Consider the following 23,533-nt stretch of genomic DNA (forward strand, 5'->3'; position numbering starts at 1 on the left):
GCCACCACCACCTGTGGAACGCGGATTACTGGTGCGCGCCGGGAGTGTCAGCGGCCCGGCTGGTGCCGGCGTGCTGACGTGCCGGCACGCCGGCCTGTGGGCTACTGCTGCCGGTCGGGCCAGGGGCCGATCGCCGCCTGGGAACCTCGTACGTCGTGGCCGGATTTGCGGTCCTAGGTGGGTACGGAATGGGATCACATGGTTTCCGCCGGGCTTGTCGGCATCTACGAGCCGATCGGGGAGGAGTGCCGGCCGACGACGAGGCGGCCGGGCCGGTAGCGGACGAAGGCGGCCCCGCCGAGGTTCAGCGACAGAGCGGAGCGCTGCAGGACGGCGGGTTCGGCGACGTCGCCCCAGCGGCCGGTCGTGACCCGCCTGTCGATCGCCCGCACGCCCGCGACGATCTCCGCGGTGGTGAAGGCGCAGTGGCCCTGGCGCGCGACGTACGCCTGCCGGAGCAGCCGGTCGTCGCCGGCCGCCCGGACCCGTTCGGCGAACGCCGCCTCCTGCTGCACCGGGACGAGCTGATCGGCGATGGTGTGCAGGTTGAGCAGCGGCACCGCGAGGCTCTGACCGGCGGTGGAGGACGCCTCCAGCCTGCGCCGCGCCCCCGGGTCGGCGTGCAGGTTGGCGCCGCGGGTCAGGGTGGCCAGGTCGGCGCGCAGGTCGAGACCGGCCTTGCGATACAGCGCCCGCACCTGGCCGGCGTGCTCGGAGTCGCGCAGCAGCGCCGCGTAGTCGAGCCCGGCGTTCCAGGACGTGTTGCCCCCGGCGGACTGCTCGATGGACCAGCGGCCGTTCTCGATGAACCCGAGCACCCCTTGGGAGAGCCAGGCGAACTGCTGGGCCTCCTGCCCCTCGGGATCGCCGGCCGCCGGCGGGTTCTGGCCGGGCGCCCAGTCGCTCTGGTTGAGATAGGCGGCGGCGAGCGCGATCCTGGCCCGTCCCTGCGGGGTGGCCTGCGCGGCGATCACGGCGTCGGTCAGCCGCTGCGCCGTCGCGGCGGCGTCCGCGGCGTCGGCGAACCCGGTGAGCCGCACATCCTGGCCGGGCATCAGCAGCGAGGCGATCGTGTACTCGGCGTCGTACTGGTAGTCGTCCAGGTCGACGCCGCCCGCGACGAGGCCGCACAGCCCGAGGGCCCCGTCGACGCGGCCGGCTCCGTCGCGGGCGATCTGGGCGTTGACCAGGCCGCCCATGGACAGCCCGACCGACAGGGTGCGGGACGGTCGGCCGACCGTTCGGCCGAAGGCGTCGAGGGTGGCGAACTGGTCGCGTTCGGCGCTGTTCAACGCCCACCACGAGCCCTGCGGGTCGAACGAGGAACCGGCGACCGCGTAACCCTCCGCGAGAAGGGCCGTGCGAGCCTCGTCGGAAGGTGCATTCTGCGCGACGGCCGGACCATAGCCGTGGCTGAACAGCAGGAGCGTGCCGTTCCAGTCGGCGGGCACGTCGGCGATCCAGGTGGCGCCGTCGGCGAGGGTGCCGGACAGGTGTGAGGGGGTGGTGGCCGCAGCGGTGGTGCCGGTCCGAGTGTCCGTCGCGGCCCCGGCCGTTCCGGTCAGGGTGGCCGCGGCGAGGGCGAGAGCGCCCGCGACGGCGGCGGGAATGCGAAGGAGGCGTCGAGGCACGAAAGCGCTCCGTTCCCGGGAGAGGGGGGGTGTCCTGTGAACGCGGAACACCTCGAAACTATGGCAGTATTTTTACCGCCGTCAAGACAATGCCGAATGTCCCTTGCCCCCCACGAGCGGACCGGGCGAGCGTCGATCAGGAGTCGGGAACCAGGACGGCGACGGCATCCGATGACGTCCCGCGCACGCTACGGGAAGCGCCCATCGCCGCCGGAGTCACCGTCGATTCAGCGGTGAGCGCGCACACCGGGAAGTGGAGCGCTTCGGAAATCGAATCGATAGGGCGCACGATAGTGTGTCGGATATCGAAGCAACAAGAGGGGACGGAACGACGGATGGCGGCACCCAGGCCGGGACGGGCGGTCCGAGGGTCGAGCACCGGCCGGCCACTGATGGCCGCCCTCGACCTGTTCGGCCGCAGGTGGAACCTGCGGATCGTCTGGGAACTGCGACACGGGCCGGTCGGGTTCCGTGCGTTGCAGGAGCGCTGCGACAACATGTCCTCCAGCGTGCTGCGGCAACGACTGACCGAGCTGCTCGACGCCGCCCTCGTCGAGCAGCTTCCGGACACCACCTACGCCCTCACCGAGCTGGGCCACGGCGCCCACCGCGCGCTGCGCCCGCTCGTCCGGTGGTCCGCAGAGTGGGCCGCGACCCTCTCCGCCACCGGTTCCGAAGACGCCCGCTAGCGCTTCTGATATCGAAGCGCTAGCGTCATTCGGAGTGTGCGTTGAGGGAGGCGTCATGGCACGGATAACTCCACTGGAACCGCCCTTCACGGCAGACGTGGCGGCCCAGCTCGCCGCGATGATGCCGCCCGGGCAGCCACCAATCGGCCTGTTCCGTACCTTCGCCAAGAACCTGCCGATGGCGGAGGCGATGACCCACTGGGGCCGCTACGAGCTCGGTCGCCGCCTGTCCCTGACGCTGCGCGAACGGGAAATCGTCATCCTGCGCACGTGTGCTCGCTGTAGCTGCGAGTACGAGTGGGGTGTACACCTGATGGTCTTTGCCGATCGCGCCGGGCTGGGCCGGTCCGAGATCAGCTCGCTCACCCGAGGGTCAGCCGGCGACGCGTGCTGGACGGCACCGCGCGACCGGGCGCTGATCCGGGTCGCTGACGCGTTGCACGATGCCGGCGATGTCGACGACCAGTTGTGGCGGTCCGCTCGTGAGGTGCTGGACGAGCCGCAGCTACTCGACGCTTTCCTGCTGTGCGGGTGGTACCACGCGATCAGCTTCGCCGCTCGGGCAGCCCGCGTCGACCTGGAGCCCGGTGCTCCCCGCTTCGCCGACTCCGCCTAGCGCCTACGCTGGATGACCTGCGACGCCCGGCCGATCGGGCGACGCCGCGAGTCGTCACTGCAAGAGGCGTCCTGAACACCACTCAGGGCGCCTCTTGCGCCCACCTCAACTCATCGACTCTTCGGGTCCGCGAGGCCGCCGAACGATGCGGCTAGTCAAAGGCAGGCCGTCAACTCGCTTCATCTCAGCGGAGCGTCGCCATACTGAAGCCCCGTCTCCTGCCTTCGGGATCTCAACAGCCGAACAAGGCTCTTTAACGCGTCATAGGCCGTAGAGCCAGCGATACCAGAGCCAATCCACTCCGCGACGTGAAGAACTACCTGGAAGCTGGAGCTACCGGCTCCCATTCGAATGACCCCTGCCGAAACTCCAGGTTGCTAGGGACGGGCTCGTCGCCCCGCCACCTGAGGCGACCGCCCTCACGTATGAGCCACTCTCGGGTCCAAGCCGGCCCTTCAAGGTCAGGATCATCAAATTCGACAGCCCACACCTCACTAGGCGGGACAGAAGGGTGTGAGGTGAGTTGTACCTCGACCCTCATCGATACAACGCTGTCTTGGAGCGGAGCCGCAACCTCGGAGAGGTAAGCGTCACCCGTCGTCTCACTGATGGAGCGAGAGTAACGCCGGGCATGGACAGCTCACGGGGCGTTGTCGTCAGAGCTCAACAAGAACGCCCCGGCCGTGATCGGCTCGGGGCGTTTGGGCTGTTCAGAGCTGGTGGTCAGGGGCAGGGTCGAACTGCCGACCTTCCGCTTTTCAGGCGGACGCTCGTACCAACTGAGCTACCTGACCTCGGCGGCTGCCGCCGTACGCGGTCCTGACGGGACTTGAACCCGCGACCTCCACCTTGACAGGGTGGCGAGCACTCCAAACTGCTCTACAGGACCTTTATATCCGGGGGCTTTCGCTTCCCCGTGTTGTTCGGCTCGTCTAGCTTACCAGCTTCCGGGAGGTCTTCGACCTTCCGTCTTCCGGTGCGCTCGACGCGCTCCACGTGCCCCCAACGGGATTCGAACCCGTGCCGCCGCCTTGAAAGGGCGGTGTCCTAGGCCGCTAGACGATGGGGGCTCAAGGCTTTCGCCCTGTTCCGTGACGCCTTCCGTCGGAGACCTCTGAAGCATAGGGGACGTTTGCCCCTGATGCCAAAGCGGCCGGCGACGGCGAGCCGCTGCCGGTTGCCGTCGGCGACGGCGCCTGCGGCGACTCGGGAGAAATTGTACGACCAGGGTCCGGCTCGATATGACGCTCACACTGGATCCACTGCTCGCCGAGGCCGCCGACGGTGATGTCGTCCCAGGCCTCCAGGCGGTGGCTGCTCTTGCCGAAGTAGAGCACCGAGGCGGTCAGCGGGGTCGGCTCGTCGTGTTCAAGGCCGCGCAGGCCCGCGCCGCCGGTGGACCCCTGGATCATCAGGCGGGTGCCCGAGGGCAGCAGCTCGGTGGACCGCGCGTGGACGTGCCCGCTCAGCACGAGCGGCACATACCCGGACAGGCCCCGGCCCACGGTCGGGTCGTGGACGGCCACGATGTCGGCGGCGATCTTGTCCGGGGCCGAGGTGGAGGCGGACCTGGGCCGCTCGCGGGGCGCCAGCTTGGCCGCGTTGGCCCGGCCGAGGTCGAGGAGGCTCTTGCTCTCGTCGCCCGCCGCCTGCACGGACTTGTCGGGGGTGAATCTCGGGTCGCCGATGCCGTAGATGCTCAGCCCCTTGACGGTGGCGGCGGCGCCGTCCAGCACGACCGCGTTCTTCTGCTTCTCGACCGCCCGCTGGGTCGTCATGGAGTCGTGGTTGCCGCGCACGTAGACGTACGGCACATCGAGCGAGCCGATCTCCTTGACGAACTCGTTCTCGGCCTTGGTCCCATGGTCGCTGATGTCGCCGGTGTCGATGATGAGGTCGACCTTGAACTGGTCCTTCAGCGACTTGATCACATTCCAGGCCAGCGGATTGATGTGCAGGTCGGAGACGTGCAGCACGCGGATGGTCCCCGGATCCGGGTCGAAGATCGGCAGATTCGACCCCGCCTCGTACAGCTGGGACACGTTGGTCACCAGCTTGGCGAGCTGGCCGCGATATTCGGTGAACTTGGTCACGATCGACTGGGCGCTGCCGACCAGGGACGGCACGCCCGTGAGCAGCCCGGTGTACCGGGGCTCGGCGATCGAACGGGGGTTGAACGTCAGCGCGGAGACGCCGCCGAGGACGACGACCATCGCCAGCGAGCCCGCCGCGGTCCAGGCCGCCCGCGACAGCCGCCGGAAGGCGACCAGACCGGTGAGGAACCCGGCGGCGACAGCGAACAGCACCGCGCGCACGACGAGGCTCCGCAGCCCCGAGATGACGTCGTCCTCGATGGTCGTCGGCAGCCGATCGGCCCACCGGGGGTTCTTGAGAATCTCCTCCGCCACCTCCGGATGAACCGCCTCGATCGACAGGTCGAGCCGCAGCGGGCCGTTGTGGCTGTCGAAGCTGAGCGTCCCGAGGGGCCGTACGTCGATGACGGTCTCCCCGCGCCAAGACGGGGCCAGGGACATCCCGATGTCGGCGGGCCCGACCGGTGTGTCCACCTTGGCGCCGAACGCCATCCCGAGCCATCCGCCGATCACCGCCGCCAGCACGACCGCGAGCACACGGGCGGACACACGGGCGAACCGACTGCCGACCGTCCTATGGGCGAACGCCCTCAACCTCGAGTTCTCCATCCCTTCCTGACTACCCGAAGATGCGACCTTTTTGGTTACCAGAACACGGTGTTCCGGTTACCGACCGTCGGACTGAGCCTCCAGACGTGCCCGCATACCGGACAAAATCAGCGCTATACCGTGCTCGAAGGACGCGTCCGTCTGCGGGCCTTTGGTCTCGGCCATGACCGCGCGCACGTTCGGGTACGGCGCGAGGCTCTCCAGCGCCTCCTCGAACAGGGCCGGGTCGCTCGTTCCCCGTTCCTGGTCGGACTGCTCCTCGAGGACGAATCCGCCGAGGAAGCTCGCGAGCGTACCGAGACCCCACATCGCGTCCGTACGGGTGAATCCGGACCGCAGCAGCGATTCCAGGATGGTCTCGACGGCCTGCAGCGTGGCCGTGCCGGGGTGGGTGCCGGCGGTGAGGCGCGCGGTGTCGCGGTGCGACTTGAACGCGCGGCGCTGGCCCCTGCACCACTCCGCCAGCCACTCCTCCCACGACTCTCCCTCGGCGAGCGGCCGCAACGGCTCCTGTGCGGAGATCGCCTCGGCCATCTCGTCCAGCAGTTCCTGCTTGTTCCTGAAGTGCCAATAGAGGGCGGGGGCCTGCACGCCCAGCTCGGTCGCGAGTCTGCGCAGGGTCAGCTTCTCCAGCCCCACCTCGTCCAGGAGTCGGATGGCGGTCCTGACGATCGTGTCGCGTTCGAGTGCCACGGTTGACAGCTTAACGGCGTTCAATGCATCCTTAACGTTGTTAAATTTAACTGCGTTAAGGAGATGCCGTGATCCATGCGGAAGGAGTGCGCAAGCGGTTCGGCACGACCGAGGCGCTGCGGGGCGTCGACCTCGACGTGCCGCGCGGCTCGGTGTGCGGCCTGCTCGGGCCCAACGGCGCCGGCAAGACGACGATGGTGCGCGTCCTGACGACGCTGCTGCGCCCCGACGCCGGTTCGGCCCGGGTGGCCGGCTGCGACGTGGTCAGGGACGCAGAACGGCTCCGCTACCGCATCGGCCTCGCCGGCCAGCACGCGGCGCTGGACGAACTGCTGACCGGACGCCGCAACCTGGAGCTGTTCGGCCGGCTCTACCACCTGCCCCGTCGTACGGCCCGCCGCAGGGCCGAGGAACTGCTGGAGCGGTTCGGGCTGACGCAGGCGGCGAACCGTCCCGTGCGGACGTATTCGGGTGGCATGCGCCGCAGGCTCGACCTGGCCGCCAGCCTGATCGTCTCCCCGCCGGTGCTGTTCATGGACGAGCCGACCACCGGCCTCGACCCTCGCAGCCGCCTCGCGCTGTGGGACGTGCTGCGCCGGCTCGTCGCCGAGGGGACGACCCTGCTGCTCACCACGCAGTATCTCGACGAGGCCGACCATCTGGCCGACCGGATCGCCGTCATGGACGCCGGGCGGGTGGTCGCGGCCGGGTCGCCGTCCGCGCTCAAGGCGAAGGTGGGCGGCGACCGCGTGAGCGTCGCCTTCCGCGACGCCGCGGACCTGGCGCCCGGCGTCGAGGCCGTGCGCGGAGTGCTCCCGGGCGAGCCCGAGATCGACGCCGCCGAACGGCGGCTCGTCGTGCCCGTCTCGGACGGCGCCGCCTCCCTGGTCAGGGTCGCCGCGGCCCTCGACGCCGCCGGGGTCGGCGTGGAGGACCTGGGGCTGCGCCGGCCGACGCTGGACGAGGTGTTCCTGGCGCTCACGGACGCGCCCGCCAAAGAGAAGGAGGCCGCGTGATCACCCTGGAACCCCCCGCGACGAGGGCGCAACAGCTGCGCTGGGCCGTGAGCGACACGATCGTCATCGCGGGACGCAGCTACTCCCAACTGCGCACCCAGCCCGGCCAGATCGCCGCCGAGCTGGTCGCCCCGGTCATCATGACCATCCTGTTCGGGTACGTCTTCGGCAGCGCGATCAGCCTGCCCGGCGGGGGCGACTACCGGAACTACCTGATGCCCGGGATCTTCATGCAGGTCATGGCGCTGTCCGCGGTCGCCGCCGCCACGTCGGTCGCCGAGGACATGGCGCGCGGCATCATCGACCGCTTCCGCGCCCAGCCCATCGCGCGCGCCGCCGTACTGGCCGGGCGGAGCCTCGCGGACATGTCCAAGGACTGGCTGTCGCTCGCCACCATGAGCGTGTGCGGCCTGCTGATCGCGGGATGGCGTCCGCACAGCACCCCTCTGGAGACGCTCGCCGGCTTCGCGCTGCTCGCCCTGTTCGGGTACGCGATGATCTGGCTGGGCACGTACATCGGGCTGTTCGTGAAGAACGGCGCGCAGGCGGACGCCGCGACGTTCGGCTGGCTGTTCCCGATGACCTTCCTGGCCAACGCGTTCGTGCCGCTGGAGGGGCTGCCCGGGTGGCTGCGGGCGATCGCGGACTGGAACCCGATGAGCGCCGTCGTCTCGGCCGCCCGGGAGCTGTTCGGCAACCCCGGCTCGGCCGCCGCCTCCTGGCCTCTCCAGCACCCGGTGACGGCGTCCCTGTGCTGGTCGCTGCTGATCATCGCGGTGTTCGCACCGCTCGCCGTACGGCGCTACCGCACGGCCGCCTCGCGGTGACACGATGAGTCGGTGATCGACGTCCCGCTGAAGAGGTTCGAGGAGCTCGTGGCCGAGGCGCTCGACACGATCCCTCCGGATCTGGCCAAGGTCATGGACAACGTCGTGGTCGTGGTGGTGGACGACCCGCCCGAGCCCGGCCTGCTGGGGCTCTACACGGGCATTCCGCTGACCGAGCGGGGCGACTGGTATTCGGGGGTCCTCCCGGACCGCATCGAGATCTACCGGAACCCGACGCTGGAGATCTGCGAGACCGAGGACGACGTGGTCGAGGAGGTCCGGGTCACCGTCGTCCACGAGATCGCCCACCACTTCGGCATCGACGACGAACGGCTGCACGAGCTCGGCTGGTGACCGCCCTTTTTCCCAGCCTCTCCCTCATCAGGGTTTCCCCTCGTCAAGCCGGCGATCGGCGTTCGCGGGCCGCGAAATGGGACCGTCAGCGGCTTGCAAAAGTCACATCCGGCGGGCACTGTAAGTAACATGTTGACCACGCACTGTCAGACCCAGTGGCCGGGGCGGACACCGGCGGAAACGGCCGGCGGAGCGACCTCTGCGGAGTGAGATGGCGGCCACCAAGCCCGGCAGGCTGTCCGGCCGGCACCGCCGTCCCCCCGAGGTGCGGACCACCTACCGGGAGGTCGCCGCGATCCCCGAGTTCCGGGCCCTGTGGCTCGGACAGGGCATGTCGCTGCTCGGCGACCAGCTCGCCCAGGTGGCGCTCGCGGTGCTGGTCTACAGCCGGACCGCGTCGCCTCTGGCCACGGCCGCCGTCTACGCGCTGACCTACCTGCCGCCCATCCTCGGCGGGCCCCTGCTGGCCGGGCTCGCCGACCGATACCCGCGCAGGCGGGTCATGCTCTGGTGCGACGTGCTGCGCGCCCTGATGCTCGCCGCGATGGCCCTGCCCGTCACGCCGTTTCCCGTGCTGTGCGCGCTGGTCTTCTGCGTGGTGCTGCTCGGCGCGCCGTTCTCGGCCGCCCGCGCGGCGCTGCTGCCCGAGGTCCTTGAGGGCGACCGGTACGTCGTGGGGTCGGCCCTGCAGAACGTGACCAACCAGGCCGTGCAGATGCTCGGGTTCGCCGCCGGGGGCGCGGCGATCGCGGTGCTCGGGCCCTATCGGGCGCTGGCGCTGGACTGTGCGACGTTCCTCGGATCGGCCCTGGTGATCGTCGCGGGGGTGCGGCACCGCTCTGCGCCGCTGCGGGAGGACGGCGAGCGGCCGTCCGTGTGGCGGATGACTCTGTCCGGCGCGCGCCTGGTGTTCGGCGAGCGGCGGCTTCGCACGCTCGTGCTGTTCGCCTGGCTGTGCGGGTTCTACGTGATTCCCGAGGGCATCGCGGCGCCGTACGCCGCGGCGCTCGCCGACGGGAGGCTGCCCGTCCCTGTGATAACGGGTCTGCTGATGGCGGCGATGCCGACGGGCACAGTCGTCGGCGCGTTCTTCTTCGGGCGGTTCGTCACGCCGTCGGGGCGGCTGCGGAGCATGGGCTGGCTGGCCATGATGACCTGCGCGCCGCTCGTGCTGTGCGTGATCCGGCCACCGCTGGAGGGCGTGCTCGCCCTGTGGGTGCTGTCCGGCGTCGGCGGGGCCTACCAGCTCGCGGCCAACGCGGCCTTCGTCCAGTGCGTCCCGGCGTCGGGACGTGCCGCGGCGTTCGGGCTGGTGCAGTCGGGCCTGCTGGCCGCCCAGGGCGTCGGCATACTCGTCGGAGGCGCCGCCGCCCAGCGGCTCGGCCCAGAGGCTGTCGTGACGCTGGCGGGCGTGGCCGGGCTGTGTGCCGCGGCCGTGCTCGCCATGCTCTGGACCGAGTCGCGTAGGGAGATCATCGCCAAGGTCCGGGCCGCCGCTACCTGAGTCAGGCCTGCGGACCCTGGTTCTGGGAGTCGCCGTCGGAGGGCCGGCCGTACGGGTGCTGCTCGTAGCTCGGGGCCTGCGGGGGGTACGGGGTGCGGGTGGAGCGGCCCTGGTTCCAGCCCTGCTGGACGTTGTCCCACTTGGCCTTGGCGTCCTGCCAGGCGCGGCCGTCCTTGTTCTTGTCGATGAGGTCCTGGACGATGGAGGAGTTCTTGCCCTCCTCGGGGAGGAGGAGCCAGGCGACGGCGTAGACACCGACGCCGAGGCCGCCGAAGAAGCTCGCGACGGCGAGCCCGAGGCGCAGGATGTTGGCGTCGATGCCGGTGTACTCGGAGACGCCCGAGCACACCCCGGCGACGATCCTGCCGTTCCGAGTGCGGTGGAGCTGCTTGACCGAACCGTTGGTGTTCATCTCGTTCATACCTCCACAGTGCCTCTCAGGGGGGTGGGCGCACATCGGGATTCCCCCTGGCCCTACCCCGAGGAGGCCCGGATACCCTGACGCCATGGACGACCTCCTCGAACTCGACGACCAGCTCGACCCCGAGCACCGCATGATCAGGGACTCCGTAAGGGAACTCGTCTCCGGCGAGGTCCTCCCCCACGTCGGCGAGTGGTTCGAGCAGGGCACGTTCCCCGCCCGCGAACTCGCCCCGGCCCTGGGCACGCTCGGCCTCCTCGGCATGCACCTGGAGGGGTACGGCTGCGCCGGGCTCGACGCCGTCTCGTACGGCGTGGCCTGCCGGGAGCTCGAGGCGGGCGACTCGGGGCTGCGGTCGTTCGTGTCCGTGCAGGGGTCGCTGGCGATGTTCCCGATCTGGAAGTACGGCTCGGACGAGCAGAAGGAGGAGTGGCTGCCCCGGCTGGCGTCAGGGGAGGCCATCGGCTGCTTCGGCCTGACCGAGCCCGACCACGGATCCGACCCCGCCGGCATGCGCACCACCGCCAAGCAGGACCCGTCCGGCGACTGGATCCTGAACGGCGCCAAGATGTGGATCACCAACGGCTCGATCGCCGACGTCGCCGTCGTGTGGGCGCGGACCGACGAGGGCATCCGCGGTTTCGTCGTCCCCGCCTCGACCCCCGGCTTCTCGTCCGCCGAGATCCACCGCAAGCTGTCGCTGCGGGCCTCCGTCACGGCCTCCCTGTACTTCGACGACGTACGGCTGCCCGCCTCCGCGGTGCTGCCTGGCGTCGCAGGGCTGAAGGGCCCGCTGTCGTGTCTCACGGAGGCGCGGTACGGCATCCTGTGGGGTGTGGTCGGAGCGGGCCGGGCCTGCCTGGAGGCGGCCGTGGACTACGCCACCACGCGGGTGCAGTTCGGCAAGCCGATCGGCGCCTTCCAGCTCACGCAGGAGAAGCTGGCCTGGATGGCGGTCGCGCTCGGCCAGGCCGGGCTCACCGCCCTTCACCTCGGCCGGCTCAAGGACGCCGGGAAGCTGAAGCCCACCCAGATCAGCTTCGGCAAGCTGGCCAACGTCCGGGCCGCGCTCGACATCGCCCGCGAGGCGCGTACGGTGCTCGGGGCCAACGGGGTCACGTTGGAGTATCCGGTCATCAGGCACATGACCAACCTGGAGTCCGTGCTCACGTACGAGGGCACTCAGGAAGTGCATCTGCTGACTCTGGGCAAGGCGCTCACGGGCCTTGACGCCTTCCGCTGACGACCTGCGTCATGGCCCCTCGCCGGAGCCTGCCGAGACCGATGGCGGGGCGATCAGGGACAATGGCGTCGCCGAAGACGCGGTACTCTCTGTACCCTGCATCTTGGGGAGTGTTCCACGAATCACACCGCGACGCGGACGGGGTTCGCGGGGCACGACCAAGGGGTGCTAGCTCAATGGCAGAGCTGCGGACTTTTAATCCGTCGGTTCAGGGTTCGAGTCCCTGGCGCCCCACCACCTCTGACCTGGGCGTTCTCCGCAACAGGAGATCACCCGATCATGGCCTGGGACACAGATGGGTCACACCTGGGTCATCCAGCCGCATCGCCCCCTGCGCACCTTCCGAGCGGTCCCGCGCGCTGCCGACAGCACCAACCGCGCCGTCGCCCCGGCCGCCCGATGATGCAGCTCCGGCAGCACCGAGGTGTAGGTGTCGGCGGTCAACACGATGCTGGCGTGGCCGACCTGGTCCTGAACCACCGACAGATCCACGTGCGCGGCCAGCGCCAGCGTGACCGCACCATGCCGCAGGTCGTGCAACCGCACCGGCGGCAGCCCGCTCCTGCGCACCAGCTTATGGAACCGGTAGGTCAGGTAGTCCGGCGCCATCGGAGCGCCGTCGGTACGGGTGAAGACGTGCGCCGTGTCGTCCCAGGCCTCCCCGCGATGGATCTTCTCCGCCCGCCGGTCGCGTTCATGACGGCGTAGCAACCGCACCGTCTCCGAATCCAGCGCGACCGTGCGCCTGCTGGCCGCGCTCTTCGGCGGGAACGGGACCAGCTTCCCGCCAACGTGCACCAACTGCTGGACCACGGCGAGCTCGGCCCTCTCCAGGCTGAGATCCACCCAGCGCAGGCCGGCCAGTTCGCCCCGGCGAAGCCCGCGCAGCGCGGCCAGCCACCACAGCGGGAACAGAGGATCTTCGCGGACATCGTCCAGGAAGGCCACCAGCTGCGGAATCGTCCAGACCGCCACCGTGGGTCTCTCCCCGGTGGCCTTCCACGCCGCCACCCAACGGTCGGTCCATACCTGCGCTCTCGGACGTGGCGCGGCGGGCAACCTCAGAGCACGGGCGGGATTACTGTCGATCAGACCTTCCCGGACGGCCTCGTTCAGGGCGGCCCGCAGCGTGGCACGGATCCGCTCCAGTGTCGCGGTCGCCAGTGGTCTGCCGTACCGGTTCCGGCGCCCGGCCAACGCAGTGAACATCCGCCGTACATCGCAATGAGACAGTTCCGACAGCATGATCCGCCCCAGCGCCGGGACCAGGTGCAGCCGGACGTGATCCGCATACCCCTGCCGAGTTCTCGGCCGGATCCCCTGATCGGTCGCCAGCCAGTAGCGCAGCCACTGGGCCACCGTGCACCCCGTCCCGATCGGGCCGCCCTGCTCGGCTGCGATCAGCTGCCGCCCGGCTTGTTCGGCTTCGCCCGCGCTGGCAAAGCCTCCTCGCCGGGCACGCTCCCGGCGCCCCGACAGGCCCCGGATCTGCACCGCGAAGTACCAGGAGCCGTGCCCGTCCTCGAGCAGCCGCGGGCACCGCCCGCTCCGTTCGGTGCACCCACACCGCTTGTAGACCACTGCATGGCTCTCACGCATCGCCATCACCTTCCTCCCAGAGAGAGGAACGACAATCCGTCGAGCGCCGAGCGTTGATCCGCCCTCCGGTGCGGGCGCCGGTCAGGTCGTGCGCCGAGCTCGACGTACGCGACGAGGTCGACGGAGTATTGACCCGCTGTGCCGGCAATCAATCGTGGTAAACGGTTGATCGAAGGGTAGGGAGCCTACGCGGCGGGATGGTTCGTGGGGAGTATCTGATGGGCAGATCAATTCTGAGCGAGCGGCTGGAGCGCGCAAGTCCAGGGAGGGACACCAGTTCTCACAAACGGTGGTGGAATCTCGCCATGGTGCTGGCCGCCGCGGTTGCGGGCCAGGTGCTTGTCCGCCGACTGCTGCGACGCGTGCGTTCTATCTCCGGTGACCTCGCCGAGATCAACGTCAGCGATGAACGCGCCCAAATCGCTCAGCAGCATGGCCCGCAGGAGGTGACGCAGCTGGTCGACAACATCAACGTGAGCTTGGACATGCTGGACCGTGAGCGGGAGTTCACCACCAACATCGCCCACGAGATCCGCTCCCCGTTGGCCGGGATACGCGTCACGGTGGAAGAAGCGACTACTCGTCCCGGCGAAGCCGACTACCCCCGCGTGCTGGAGGTGGTACTACGTGGAGTGGATCGACTGGATGCGCTGGCCACCGCACTTCTTATGATCGCCCGTTCCCGCGCCGCCCAAGCCGACTGGGAACGGCTCGACCTGTGCGAACTGGTCAGGCAGGAGGTCGCGGACCGGAACGACCCCATCTCGATCGAAGTCATCTGCACTCCCGGTGTCGAGGTCACAGCCATGCGCACGCGGATCTGCCAAATCATCACCAATCTGCTGGACAACGCTCAGCACCACGCCACCCACCAGGTGCAGGTCCACGTCGGCCGCAGCGACGGCAATGCCCGACTGGCGGTGTCCGACGATGGCCCCGGCGTGCCGGAGAAGGACAGGGAACGCATCTTCGACCGGATGTACCAGCTCAAAGCCATTTCCCAGCGGGGCGGCCCCGGCACCGGCCTCGGCTTGGCCATCACCCGGGATATAGCGAAAGCCCACTACGGAGCCGTCTGGGTCGAGCCCTCCCCGCTCGGCGGCGCCTGCTTCATCCTCCAATTGCCCATCGCCGCCCCCTGAACCACCACGGGCGTACAGGGCAATGGCATCCAAACTGGAAACTGTTGTGATTTATCGACCTCGGACCGAACGTCTGATGTCACGGCTACACGAGAGGTTGAGACTCAGCCTGAAAATCGTTGGCCGCTGAAACCATGAGCGGTCACAGGCAGGCGGGGTGCCGGCCAGCGCGCCGGGCAGTCTCGGCCAGTTCGTTCAGGGGCCGCCGTCCAGGCGGGACAGCGGCGGGCAGGGTAGAGATCGCGAGTCCAGTCGCCTCAGGCGGCCGATAAGGGTGAGGGATGCGACGTCGCGCCCGGCGACGAATCTCACCCGTTAGTGAGGCCGCTCCGGCGAGTGGCCTCATCCACATAGAATTCCGGACGCGACAACGGTCCCCGACCCACGCACCCGCTCCTGCGTGTCCCTGAAAATAGGGGACATTTTACTTCCGGAACGGCGCCATTCCAGAAAACCAGGAGGTAGTGTTTAGGAACCGAGGATTTTTCGTGCGTTGGCACTCAGGTCGGCGTCGCCCGCGGCGATATATCAGGACGCGGTTCTTTCGAGGACCAAGACAGGCCAGGCGATCATGACACCGACGCTGCTCTCTCGTTTCACACCGCCCAGCGCCCCAGCCGGCACAGCCCCCGTCATCGGCTCTGCGGTTCGACTACGGTTGGCTCCCGTCCCTGGCCCGCGGGGCACCGTGGACGGGGCGTGGTGGCCGCATTCCCGTGACGCCACGGTGGAACTACCGGGTCTCATCGCCGCCGTCGACCAGCGACTAGGCCTGACGACACTGCGCGTCGGCGTGCACGTCGACGCATGGGACCACATCCCCCACCGTGTCCAGGCCGGCGGACGCCAGGTCAAAGTGGGCTGGTTCCACAGTGCCGATCCTCGCCTCGTCACCCTGACATTCGCGGAGGCTGAGCCTGTCATCCTGCTGGTCGTCCCGCCATACACCGCAGACGGTCCTGCCGGGGCGGCGCTCATGCTCGCCAGTCAGGGCAGGTTCGGCCCGCTCCCGGTCGACCTCCTCACCACCGCAGCCCACCACGCCATCGGTACACGGGATGCGGACGGGGAGAACGAGGGGGTGCACATCACTACGCTGCCGACGGACCTGCTCCACGGGTGCCGACACCGCCGATCGGACGCCCACCTGCCAAGCCTGCCGCCAGAGGCCCCGTCTCGTTGCCAGCCGGAGCATTCCGTCTCCATCCGCGACCCCGCGCCACTTGGCAGAGCCGACCGGTCGGCCCCGACGACCATCCGGCTGTCCGGTGAAATCGACATTTTCACCAGTCCCGACCTGCGCGAGGATCTGCTCGACGTCCTGCGTTACAGCAGAAGCCTGCTCATTCTCGACCTTTCGGGTGTGGCGGCATGCGACGCCTGCGGGTTGGGAGTCCTGGTCGGCATCCAGCGCCGCGCCAAGACGATGGGGATCACCCTCTCCCTGACCGCAGCCCGCCCGTACATGTATCGGTTACTGCGTGTAACCGGCCTGGACCGCACCATACCGATGCTGACGTAGCCGAAGGCCCGGACCCGCGACGCAGGCGGCAAGCCCCCGCCGCAGGAGAGGCGGGGCCGCGAACGAGCCCAGCCGGGGTGGGCCCGGAAGACGAAGGAAGCGTCGTTGTAGCCGCACGGGTGCCCTACGCGAGGGTTCAGAAGCTGCTGATCCGTGTCCTCGCGTAGGGAGCGAAGCGGGCTGCCACCACGTGCCTGAAGTTGACCACGTAGGTGAATGTGCCCGGCTCTCCCTCATGGGAGACCTGAAGGGACACGACGGCGCCCTGCTCCATCCAGCTGACGAGTCTCTCGGCTGCGGGCATCGTGCCGTGCACGCGGAGAATCAGTTCCTTTTCCTTGCCAACGCTCAGCAAGTAGAGCAGCCCGGTGGGAGCGTCCATGGTCATACGCTGCTCCTCATCGAAGGATTGACCGGGTCCACGTGGGTATCCCCGCAAAGCCCCCCGCGTAGCATGCGCGTCGCCGCTTCGGCGGGCCACCTCTTCCCGTAGCCGTGCTGTCACGGGCCTGCCGCCTACCACTCCGTTACCGGTCCTGGGTCGCTTGCTGTGCCCTTCGTGGCTCCGGCCTGCGGATGCCGGACGCGGGCACCGGGTACATGTCCGCACGGATGGCCCATCCGTCGACTGGATCCTCGACTGCCTCGGGAAGGCTCCGTGATCCTTACACGCGCGTCCGCATCCCCTGCGACTCTCCTGTGCCGGCTGGCGACAGCCGCGCACTGGCTGACGTCACCGCTACTTCCCGAGGACTACCTCGCGTTGATCAATCCCCTCTGGGCGGCAGGCGAGTTGTGCGGCCGGGTCGAGTCGGTTCGTGCGGAAACGGCCGATGCGGTGACCCTGGTGATCCGCCCGGGGCGAGGCTGGCTCACTCACCGTCCCGGTCAGTGGGTGCGGATCGGCGTCGATATCGGCGGGCGGCGACACTGGCGCATCTTCTCCCTGTCGTCGGCTCCGGGTAGGTCCGGTGGTTGCGTCACCGTCACGGTCAAGGCCGTGCGCGGCGGGCTCGTCTCCGACCACCTCGTGCGGAGCACGGCGCCCGGGGCGGTGCTCAGGCTGGGCCGGCCCGAGGGGACGTTCGTCCTCCCGGAGCCACCGCCCCCTCGCCTGCTGTTCGTGACCGCCGGGAGCGGAATCACCCCCGTGATGGCCATGCTGGACAGCCTCCTGGACGGTGTTCCGGCCGTGACGGGGCCGGACGTCGTGCTGGTCCATTCGGCGCCGTCACCCGGCGACGTCATCTTCGGCGGGCGGCTCCGGAGCCTGGCCGAACGGTGTCCGCGGCTACGACTGCACGAACGGCACACACGCTCTGAGGGACGGCTGCGGCCCGCGGAGCTGGCCCGGCTCTGCCCGGACTGGACCGAGCGGTCCGTCTGGGCGTGCGGGCCACCGGCGATGCTCGACGACCTCGCGGCGTACTGGACCGGGCCCGCGGACGGGCTCCATGTCGAGCGCTTCAGTCTGGTGCCGGCAGCGGCAGCGGGTTCGGGGGGACGCGTCCGCTTCACCAGGAGCGGCCGAGAAGCCGAGGCCGACGGCGAGACGACGTTGCTGGCTGTCGGCGAGAGCGCGGGGGTGCTCATGCCGAGCGGCTGTCGCATGGGCATCTGCTACGGATGCGTCGCGCGCCTTCGCTCCGGTCAGGTACGTGACATACGGACCGGCCAGGTGCACGGAGACGCAGGGGAGATGATCCAGCCCTGCGTGTCGGTGGCGGCCGGCCCGGTCGAGATCGAGCTGTGAAAGGAACAGACATGTCTGCCACATTCGATCCGGCCTCTGTCGACGCCGAAAGGTTCGGCCGCGAGCTGGACAAGATCCGCGACGAGGTGCTCGCGAGCCTCGGTGAGCGGGACGCGGCTTACATCCGGCGTCTCATCGCCGTCCAGCGCAAGCTCGAGCTGGGCGGAAGAGCGCTGCTGTTCGCCTCCTGGCTGCCTCCCGCCTGGGCCGCCGGGACGGCGGCACTCGCGGTCGCGAAGATCCTGGAAAACATGGAGATCGGTCACAACGTCCTGCACGGGCAGTGGGACTGGATGCGGGACCCGAAAATCCACTCGACCACATGGGAATGGGACACCGCCTCCCCCGCCGACCAATGGAAACACTCCCACAACTTCGTCCACCACACCTGGACGAACGTGCTCGGCAAGGACCGCGACATCGGCTATTCAGTGGTGCGGATCAGCCCGGAGCAGCCGTGGCGGCCGATCTATCTCGCACAACCGCTCTACAACGCGCTGCTGGCCCTCTTCTTCGAGTACGGCATAGCGATCTACGACCTCGAACTGGAACGCATCCCGTCGGGACGAAAGGATCCGAAAGAGGCGCTGGCCCAACTTCGCGCCGTGGCGGCCAAGATACGACGCCAGATCATCAAGGACTACCTCGCGTTCCCGCTGCTCGCCGGCCCGGCCTTCCTGCCCGTCCTGCTCGGCAACCTGACCGCGAACATGGCACGCAACGTCTGGGCACACACCATCATCTTCTGCGGCCACTTCCCTGAGGGCGCCGAGGTCTTCACCGAGGACCGACTCGAGAACGAGACCCGCGGCGAGTGGTACGTACGCCAACTGCTCGGTTCGTGCAACATCGACGGCGGACGCCTCTTCCACATCATGAGTGGCAACCTCAGCCACCAGATCGAGCATCACCTGTTCCCCGACCTGCCCAGCAACCGGTACGCCGAGATCGCACCGCGGGTCCGCGCCCTGTGCCAACGGTTCGGCCTCCCCTACGCGTCCGGCTCACTGGTCCGGCAGGCCGGCTCGGTCTGGAAGCGTGTCCTGCGGATGGCCCTGCCGGGGCCGGGTCGGCCATCGGCGGCCGAACCGCCGGCGAGTGCGCTCAAGGCCGCGGCATGAGCACGGGCGGGTCAACCTGTGGCATGAGAGAGCCCCGGGCCCGGCGAGAGTCCGGGGCCGCATGGCCGTCGGATACCGGGAACAAGCCGTAGGCCGGGCGCGTACACGATCAGGCGCCGGCGCCGCACGCGGGAAGGCGTAACGCGAGAAGAGCGACGTCGTCGGTGGTCCCGTGGGGTATGCGTCGCACGATCTCGTCGCACACGCCCTCCAGCTGGAGGTGAGCCATGGCCGCGGCCTGCGCCCGCAGCCGGGCCAATCCATTGGCCAGGTCGCTGCCGGGACTTTCGACGAGGCCGTCGGTGTAGAGCACGAGGGTGCTCCCAGCGGGCATCGGCTCGACGGCGTCGCGCCTGGTCGACTCGATACCCAGCCGGAGCCCGAGCAGCAGATCCTGCCCTTGCTCCAGATAGCGGGCATGCCCGTCAGGGGTGACCAGCAGGGGCGGCGGATGCCCGGCGTTGCTCCAGCGCAACCGCCAGGGACCATCTCCGGAGCCCTCCACACGCGCCAAGATCATCGTCGCCAAGGGCACGTCCGTGACGGCCGACATCGCCTCGTCTACCCGGTTGACGACCAGGCTGGGCGACACGCAGCGGTCCCACGCCAGCGTGCGCACCATGCTGCGCAGCTGGGCCATCTCAGCGGCGGCCCTGATGTCATGGCCGACCACGTCACCGATGACCAGGGCGGTGACGCCGTCGGGCAGCAGGAAGGCGTCGTACCAATCACCCCCGACCTGAGACCCCACCGAGGCCGGAAGGTAGCGCGCAGCCATCTCAAGGTGGCCCACCTGCGGCAGCGGAGCCAACAGGTGACGTTGCATCATTTCGGCCACCTCGCGTTGCCGGCCGAACAGGCGCGCATTACCCACCGCCAACCCCGCGCGACGCCCGATGTCGGTGACCAGCGTCACATCGGTGGCGTCGAAGGGGCGGGCCGGGCCGGTACGCGCCACGGTGAGAGCCCCCAGCACCTGCCGCTGGGTGCGTAGCGGCGTGATGATCGCCGACACCGCTCCCCGGGCCGCGAACAGCTCACGCTGTGCGGCGGCCATGCCGGAGTCAGGTTTGCGGGCTATGTCGCCCGGCCCCAGCAAGACGGTCTCACCTCGATCCAGCACCCGCGCCAGCAGGGAGCCGGGAGGCTCGGGCAGCGGGGACCCCGCCGCCTGATCAGCAGGAGGGATCACCACCACCCGCTCCACCTCGTCGTGCTCGACACGCAGATCCACCATCGCCCAGTCGGCCAACCGGGGGACGATCAGCCTGCCCAGCCGTTGCAAGGCCTCGTCTACTTCCAGCGTCTGGGTCAGCACGGACGTGATCTCGGTGAGCAGCGTCAGGCGGGCGTTGAAGTCCTCCAAGATGGCAAGATGGCCGGCCTGCTGACGAGAGAGGTTCAGCCGCTCGGTGATGTCGGTGAAGACGACGATCACCCCGAGTACCTGCCCGCCCTCCTGCACTATCGGAGCGGCCGACAAGGAGACCGGCAGCAGGCTGCCGTCACCCCGCAGGAAGGTCGACTCGTCGCCACGCGCCGGACGACCGTGCTCCAGCACTCCCATCAGCCGACAGGTGGAGCGAGGAGTCAGCCCGTCGTCAGCGCCCCTGTGCAGCAGATCGTGGGCATCGGCGCCCAGCATCTCCGCCACGGGACGGCGCAGCAACGCCCCGGCCTGCAGGTTCGCCATAGTGATAAGGCCAGCAAGATCAGTCAGATAGATACCCGCCCCCGCGCTGTCGAAGGCCGCCTGCAGCAACCTCTGGTCGGGCAGGCCGGCATGGCCATGCGCGCTGGGCAGATGCCGCCTCATCGCCGCCCTGCCTTCTTCCGGTCCATCACTGCCTACGCCCTACCCGCCGACACGCCGAGCACGCGGGGCAAAACCCGCGGCCATGTCGAGCCAGCCGGCTCCCCTGAAGAAGCCTGAGGATCCCATTTCGACGAGGCGTGGGCAATACTCGTCGAGGAGGCTGGCCCATAGTGGGTCATCCCGGCGAAACGCCGCGCTGAGCGCCTGCACCACGCTTTCGACGCGACCTACGCGCCGACTGTAATGACGGCACCAGTGTCGGCGAGTGCGCAGGGTCGTCGACGAATTCAATGGTGAAGGACGCATGGTTGCTCGGTGGTCGCTCGCGTGTACGGGTACGGCGCGGCACCCAGCGTGATTGGGCGGCAGACTCCCGGGGGCAACAGCGGACGAAATGGTAGAAGGCGGCACTAGGCGGCATTGATCAAGGGCGCTTTTAATCCGTCGGTTCAGGGTTCGAGTCCCTGGCGCCCCACCTGCGAAAACATCCCTGCGAGCATGATCGTTTGGAGCTGTTGACGGCTACGGTTGACGGCAACGTCGGTCACCTATTGGCGGCCACGTAGCGAAGGACCCCGTCAGCCGGCAACAGGTATCCCATCCAGCGCTCTTCGGGCGGGGTGCCGTTCAGTTCACGCGCATCGACGCTGCCTGACGTCTCGAAGCCGATCAAGCCGAGTCGGAACGGGACCTCCTGATAGACGCTGGTTCCGATGTCGGCCAGCCAGTCGTCGTACGTGCGCCGCCAACTGAAGACTGCCTCTCCGCCGCTCTGATCGAAGAGGTAGCTTCCGAACCGCTCGTCAATACGCTCCAGCGCGTTCACCGGTAGGTAGAAGTCGAGCCAGTCCGAGCCGCCATCCTCACGGACAGCCGTGCACCCGCACACACCCCGGTGACCCGTCGGAAGGGTGACCGTACCTCGCAGGAAACCGAATTCGGCCAGTGACGAAACGGTGCAGGCGACATCGTCCTGCTCCTCGGGCTCACGATCGCGATGGCCGTAGCAGCCCTCGATAGCGGCCGCTCGCCAGAGCGCCGACAGCGCCCCTTGAAGGCGTTCATCGCTGGTGCCGCCGATCTCGATGGCCAGTTCGTACCATTCACCGAACCAGTTCTCACGGTCGGTGAACGATGTTGGGTTGTTCACGTTGAGGACTTCGGCGAGGTGGTTGGTATTACTTTGCCGCAACAGATCATCACCTACCATCCCCGGCATCGGCGGGCGGACCCTCGTCCACTCGCTCTCTCTAAGCGAGACCTCCCAGCGCCTTTTCCAGCTTGTCGAGTGCGGTCGCCTGGTGCTCTGGCAGCACGTGGGCGTAGGTCTTCATGGTCAGCACGATCGCGCTGTGACCGAGGATCTCCAGTATGCGCTGATGATCACAAGAACGAGCGCGGTCCGCACGCACGCGTGATGGCTACAGCCCTGTAGGTATAGCGACGCGGCACCGGGCAGGTCTTACGAGACATCCCGTCATCGAGCAGGCCGGCGACGGTTCTCAGCGCCGCTCCTGCGCCGCGAAACGTTCCCACGTAAGACATCATCTCGGGCGGCGTCCGTTGGGCGCCCTTGGACGTGGTCCACTGCCTGACAGCTACCAGGAGTTGGCGGCAGCGAGGTAGGCCGCGTTCAGGCACTCGCGAACGCTCGGTGATCGCGCCGGGGATTCGGAAGCCAAGGTGCACCGCGGCGAAGCTCGTCCATGAACTCTTGCCAGAGCGCGGGGCCCGCCTTGTTCGAGCAGCTCGGCGCGCATGCACAGCGCGGAGCTCGTGGGCCGGTGGCGTAGTCCCCAGCTGCCGAGCAGCGCGAACACGCGAACACCTCGATGGCGGCGTTGGTCGGGCACCCCGGACTGCAGCTCATTCGCTTCGCCGTACTGCTTGCAATCTGCCACCGCCCGGCACTACCGTCTCGACAAGCGGTTGCAAATCACAAGCGGAAGGGGCCACCGTGCTGAGGCAGGTCGCGGACGGTGTGCTGATCCACGAGAGCGAGTTCCTCCAGAGCAACGCCGTTGTCGTGCAAGGCCGCGCCGGCGTGTTGCTCATCGACGCCGGGGTGCAGGACCACGAAATGGCCTGCCTCGCAAACGACCTGTCCGATTCGGGCCAGACCGTTGTGGCAGGCTTCTCGACGCATCCTCATTGGGATCACCTACTCTGGCACGCCCAGCTCGGTGGGGCCCCTCGTTACGGCACGGCCCGCTGCGCGGCCACTGTCCGGGATCAGCTTTCCGACCCGGGCGCGAAGGCCCGCATCACCGCCCACCTGCTCCCGACGGGCATCGCCGAGCAGGTCCCGCTGGACCTGCTCGGCCAGATCACCGCCCTGCCCGCCGAGACGGCGCAGATTCCATGGGATGGCCCTCAAGTCCGGATCATCGAGCATCAAGCGCATGCACCGGGCCATGCGGCGCTGTTCATCGAAGAACGCGGGGTTCTCGTCGCCGGCGACATGCTCTCTGACGTCTTGATCCCGATGCTCAACTTGAACGACACCGCTGACCCGATCGAGGACTACCTCGCAGCGCTGCGGCTGCTCGATGACGTGGCGGGCGACGTCGACGTCCTTGTCCCCGGCCACGGTTCAGTCGGCGGAGCTGATCAGGTGCACGCACGGATCGACCAGGATCGGGCGTACATGCATGCCCTACGTGATGCCTATGTTCCCAGCGACCCGCGCATCGGCCCATCGGCTAAGCCCGGCTGGGAGTGGGTAAGCGATGTGCACAACGGGCAAGCCCAGCGCCTCGCCGGAAGAAGCGAGCGCGACGGGACGCCCGGCTAGTCATCCGCTACACAGGCAGAAGCAGGGGCAGGGCCACGTGCCATAGCCGCCGGACCCGCCCGAGCATTCCTGCGCGGGCGGCTGGCGGGT

Annotated in this window: 21 protein-coding genes and 4 tRNA genes; 13 read left to right on the plus strand and 12 right to left on the minus strand. The window is 68.6% G+C overall.

Annotated features, from left to right (window positions below):
- Positions 1 to 224 precede the first annotated feature (224 nt).
- Entirely contained in the window at positions 225 to 1,631 is a 1,407-nt protein-coding gene (locus tag HHX35_RS21285) for an alpha/beta hydrolase (protein ID WP_182900505.1), read from the minus strand.
- A gap of 335 nt (positions 1,632 to 1,966) precedes the next feature.
- Between HHX35_RS21285 and HHX35_RS21290 the strand changes: the two genes are divergently transcribed.
- Positions 1,967 to 2,320, plus strand: coding sequence for a helix-turn-helix domain-containing protein (locus tag HHX35_RS21290; RefSeq protein WP_259405254.1), 354 nt, complete (start codon positions 1,967 to 1,969; stop codon positions 2,318 to 2,320).
- A gap of 55 nt (positions 2,321 to 2,375) precedes the next feature.
- The gene (locus HHX35_RS21295; protein ID WP_220505706.1) at positions 2,376 to 2,936 is read left to right on the plus strand and encodes a carboxymuconolactone decarboxylase family protein; all 561 of its coding nucleotides are present in this window, start codon (positions 2,376 to 2,378) and stop codon (positions 2,934 to 2,936) included.
- A 717-nt stretch (positions 2,937 to 3,653) separates the two neighbouring features.
- On the opposite strand, the gene HHX35_RS21300 is transcribed toward HHX35_RS21295, so the two are convergent.
- The 5 genes from HHX35_RS21300 to HHX35_RS21320 form a co-directional block, all read right to left on the minus strand.
- A tRNA-Phe gene (locus tag HHX35_RS21300) sits at positions 3,654 to 3,730 on the minus strand.
- A gap of 20 nt (positions 3,731 to 3,750) precedes the next feature.
- Positions 3,751 to 3,825 (minus strand) — tRNA-Asp (locus tag HHX35_RS21305).
- 108 nt (positions 3,826 to 3,933) lie between these two features.
- Positions 3,934 to 4,006 (minus strand) — tRNA-Glu (locus HHX35_RS21310).
- Positions 4,007 to 5,578: a metallophosphoesterase gene (locus HHX35_RS21315; protein ID WP_310739203.1), complete on the minus strand. Its 1,572-nt coding sequence runs from the start codon at positions 5,576 to 5,578 to the stop codon at positions 4,007 to 4,009.
- A gap of 117 nt (positions 5,579 to 5,695) precedes the next feature.
- A complete protein-coding gene (locus HHX35_RS21320; RefSeq protein WP_182900507.1) occupies positions 5,696 to 6,331 on the minus strand; it encodes a TetR/AcrR family transcriptional regulator C-terminal domain-containing protein in 636 nt (211 codons plus the stop codon).
- A gap of 68 nt (positions 6,332 to 6,399) precedes the next feature.
- On the opposite strand from HHX35_RS21320, the gene HHX35_RS21325 reads away from it, so the two are divergent.
- The 4 genes from HHX35_RS21325 to HHX35_RS21340 all read left to right on the plus strand — a co-directional run bounded on the left by HHX35_RS21325 (position 6,400) and on the right by HHX35_RS21340 (position 10,032).
- Entirely contained in the window at positions 6,400 to 7,347 is a 948-nt protein-coding gene (locus tag HHX35_RS21325; protein ID WP_182900508.1) for an ATP-binding cassette domain-containing protein, read from the plus strand.
- Positions 7,344 to 8,174 carry an ABC transporter permease gene (locus tag HHX35_RS21330; protein ID WP_310739204.1) on the plus strand — a complete coding sequence of 277 codons (831 nt, stop codon included), beginning with the start codon at positions 7,344 to 7,346 and terminating at the stop codon, positions 8,172 to 8,174. The genes HHX35_RS21325 and HHX35_RS21330 overlap by 4 nt, the downstream gene beginning before the upstream one ends.
- Positions 8,175 to 8,186: 12 nt before the next feature.
- Positions 8,187 to 8,528 (plus strand): metallopeptidase family protein, encoded by a 342-nt coding sequence (locus HHX35_RS21335; protein ID WP_030512067.1) that lies wholly within the window; start codon positions 8,187 to 8,189, stop codon positions 8,526 to 8,528.
- 211 nt (positions 8,529 to 8,739) lie between these two features.
- Complete coding sequence (locus HHX35_RS21340) at positions 8,740 to 10,032, plus strand: MFS transporter (RefSeq protein ID WP_182900509.1); 1,293 nt, start codon at positions 8,740 to 8,742, stop codon at positions 10,030 to 10,032.
- 1 nt (position 10,033) lies between these two features.
- On the opposite strand, the gene HHX35_RS21345 is transcribed toward HHX35_RS21340, so the two are convergent.
- The gene (locus HHX35_RS21345) at positions 10,034 to 10,453 is read right to left on the minus strand and encodes a PspC domain-containing protein (RefSeq protein WP_139577446.1); all 420 of its coding nucleotides are present in this window, start codon (positions 10,451 to 10,453) and stop codon (positions 10,034 to 10,036) included.
- 85 nt (positions 10,454 to 10,538) lie between these two features.
- Between HHX35_RS21345 and HHX35_RS21350 the strand changes: the two genes are divergently transcribed.
- Both HHX35_RS21350 and HHX35_RS21355 read left to right on the plus strand, forming a co-directional pair.
- Positions 10,539 to 11,696: an acyl-CoA dehydrogenase family protein gene (locus HHX35_RS21350; protein ID WP_182900510.1), complete on the plus strand. Its 1,158-nt coding sequence runs from the start codon at positions 10,539 to 10,541 to the stop codon at positions 11,694 to 11,696.
- A 162-nt stretch (positions 11,697 to 11,858) separates the two neighbouring features.
- A tRNA-Lys gene (locus HHX35_RS21355) sits at positions 11,859 to 11,933 on the plus strand.
- Between the two features lie 63 nt (positions 11,934 to 11,996).
- Here HHX35_RS21355 and HHX35_RS21360 read toward each other — a convergent pair.
- The gene (locus tag HHX35_RS21360) at positions 11,997 to 13,301 is read right to left on the minus strand and encodes a tyrosine-type recombinase/integrase (protein ID WP_182900511.1); all 1,305 of its coding nucleotides are present in this window, start codon (positions 13,299 to 13,301) and stop codon (positions 11,997 to 11,999) included.
- 299 nt (positions 13,302 to 13,600) lie between these two features.
- On the opposite strand from HHX35_RS21360, the gene HHX35_RS21365 reads away from it, so the two are divergent.
- Positions 13,601 to 14,437 (plus strand): HAMP domain-containing sensor histidine kinase, encoded by an 837-nt coding sequence (locus HHX35_RS21365; RefSeq protein ID WP_182900512.1) that lies wholly within the window; start codon positions 13,601 to 13,603, stop codon positions 14,435 to 14,437.
- 571 nt (positions 14,438 to 15,008) lie between these two features.
- Complete coding sequence (locus HHX35_RS21370) at positions 15,009 to 15,959, plus strand: STAS domain-containing protein (protein WP_259405256.1); 951 nt, start codon at positions 15,009 to 15,011, stop codon at positions 15,957 to 15,959.
- Positions 15,960 to 16,095: 136 nt separating this feature from the next.
- On the opposite strand, the gene HHX35_RS21375 is transcribed toward HHX35_RS21370, so the two are convergent.
- On the minus strand, positions 16,096 to 16,347 hold the full coding sequence (locus HHX35_RS21375) for a hypothetical protein (RefSeq protein WP_182900513.1): 252 nt from the start codon (positions 16,345 to 16,347) through the stop codon (positions 16,096 to 16,098).
- 270 nt (positions 16,348 to 16,617) lie between these two features.
- Between HHX35_RS21375 and HHX35_RS21380 the strand changes: the two genes are divergently transcribed.
- Both HHX35_RS21380 and HHX35_RS21385 read left to right on the plus strand, forming a co-directional pair.
- The gene (locus HHX35_RS21380; protein ID WP_310739205.1) at positions 16,618 to 17,712 is read left to right on the plus strand and encodes a ferredoxin reductase; all 1,095 of its coding nucleotides are present in this window, start codon (positions 16,618 to 16,620) and stop codon (positions 17,710 to 17,712) included.
- 11 nt (positions 17,713 to 17,723) lie between these two features.
- Positions 17,724 to 18,833, plus strand: coding sequence for an acyl-CoA desaturase (locus HHX35_RS21385; protein WP_182900514.1), 1,110 nt, complete (start codon positions 17,724 to 17,726; stop codon positions 18,831 to 18,833).
- Between the two features lie 109 nt (positions 18,834 to 18,942).
- Here the strand turns inward: HHX35_RS21385 and HHX35_RS21390 are convergent, their stop codons facing one another.
- The 3 genes from HHX35_RS21390 to HHX35_RS21400 all read right to left on the minus strand — a co-directional run bounded on the left by HHX35_RS21390 (position 18,943) and on the right by HHX35_RS21400 (position 22,061).
- Positions 18,943 to 20,649, minus strand: coding sequence for a SpoIIE family protein phosphatase (locus HHX35_RS21390; RefSeq protein WP_182900515.1), 1,707 nt, complete (start codon positions 20,647 to 20,649; stop codon positions 18,943 to 18,945).
- Positions 20,650 to 21,193: 544 nt separating this feature from the next.
- Positions 21,194 to 21,868, minus strand: a complete 675-nt coding sequence (locus HHX35_RS21395) for a hypothetical protein (RefSeq protein WP_220505708.1) — start codon at positions 21,866 to 21,868, stop codon at positions 21,194 to 21,196.
- 31 nt (positions 21,869 to 21,899) lie between these two features.
- Positions 21,900 to 22,061 carry a hypothetical protein gene (locus HHX35_RS21400; RefSeq protein ID WP_182900516.1) on the minus strand — a complete coding sequence of 54 codons (162 nt, stop codon included), beginning with the start codon at positions 22,059 to 22,061 and terminating at the stop codon, positions 21,900 to 21,902.
- Between the two features lie 545 nt (positions 22,062 to 22,606).
- Between HHX35_RS21400 and HHX35_RS21405 the strand changes: the two genes are divergently transcribed.
- Positions 22,607 to 23,443, plus strand: coding sequence for an MBL fold metallo-hydrolase (locus HHX35_RS21405; RefSeq protein ID WP_182900517.1), 837 nt, complete (start codon positions 22,607 to 22,609; stop codon positions 23,441 to 23,443).
- Positions 23,444 to 23,533: the final 90 nt, after the last annotated feature.

This window comes from Microbispora sp. H10830 (assembly GCF_014161375.1).
GTDB lineage: Bacteria > Actinomycetota > Actinomycetes > Streptosporangiales > Streptosporangiaceae > Microbispora > Microbispora catharanthi.

What these genes read in the sequence shown, in the direction of transcription:
- HHX35_RS21290 (WP_259405254.1), top strand. Translation starts at nt 1,967, where the DNA reads ATGGCGGCACCCAGGCCGGGACGGGCGGTCCGAGGGTCGAGCACCGGC.
- HHX35_RS21295 (WP_220505706.1), top strand. Translation starts at nt 2,376, where the DNA reads ATGGCACGGATAACTCCACTGGAACCGCCCTTCACGGCAGACGTGGCG.
- HHX35_RS21340 (WP_182900509.1), top strand. Translation starts at nt 8,740, where the DNA reads ATGGCGGCCACCAAGCCCGGCAGGCTGTCCGGCCGGCACCGCCGTCCC.
- HHX35_RS21345 (WP_139577446.1), bottom strand. Translation starts at nt 10,453, where the DNA reads ATGAACGAGATGAACACCAACGGTTCGGTCAAGCAGCTCCACCGCACT.
- HHX35_RS21350 (WP_182900510.1), top strand. Translation starts at nt 10,539, where the DNA reads ATGGACGACCTCCTCGAACTCGACGACCAGCTCGACCCCGAGCACCGC.
- HHX35_RS21360 (WP_182900511.1), bottom strand. Translation starts at nt 13,301, where the DNA reads ATGGCGATGCGTGAGAGCCATGCAGTGGTCTACAAGCGGTGTGGGTGC.
- HHX35_RS21365 (WP_182900512.1), top strand. Translation starts at nt 13,601, where the DNA reads ATGGTGCTGGCCGCCGCGGTTGCGGGCCAGGTGCTTGTCCGCCGACTG.
- HHX35_RS21370 (WP_259405256.1), top strand. Translation starts at nt 15,009, where the DNA reads ATGACACCGACGCTGCTCTCTCGTTTCACACCGCCCAGCGCCCCAGCC.
- HHX35_RS21375 (WP_182900513.1), bottom strand. Translation starts at nt 16,347, where the DNA reads ATGACCATGGACGCTCCCACCGGGCTGCTCTACTTGCTGAGCGTTGGC.
- HHX35_RS21385 (WP_182900514.1), top strand. Translation starts at nt 17,724, where the DNA reads ATGTCTGCCACATTCGATCCGGCCTCTGTCGACGCCGAAAGGTTCGGC.
- HHX35_RS21390 (WP_182900515.1), bottom strand. Translation starts at nt 20,649, where the DNA reads ATGAGGCGGCATCTGCCCAGCGCGCATGGCCATGCCGGCCTGCCCGAC.
- HHX35_RS21395 (WP_220505708.1), bottom strand. Translation starts at nt 21,868, where the DNA reads ATGCCGGGGATGGTAGGTGATGATCTGTTGCGGCAAAGTAATACCAAC.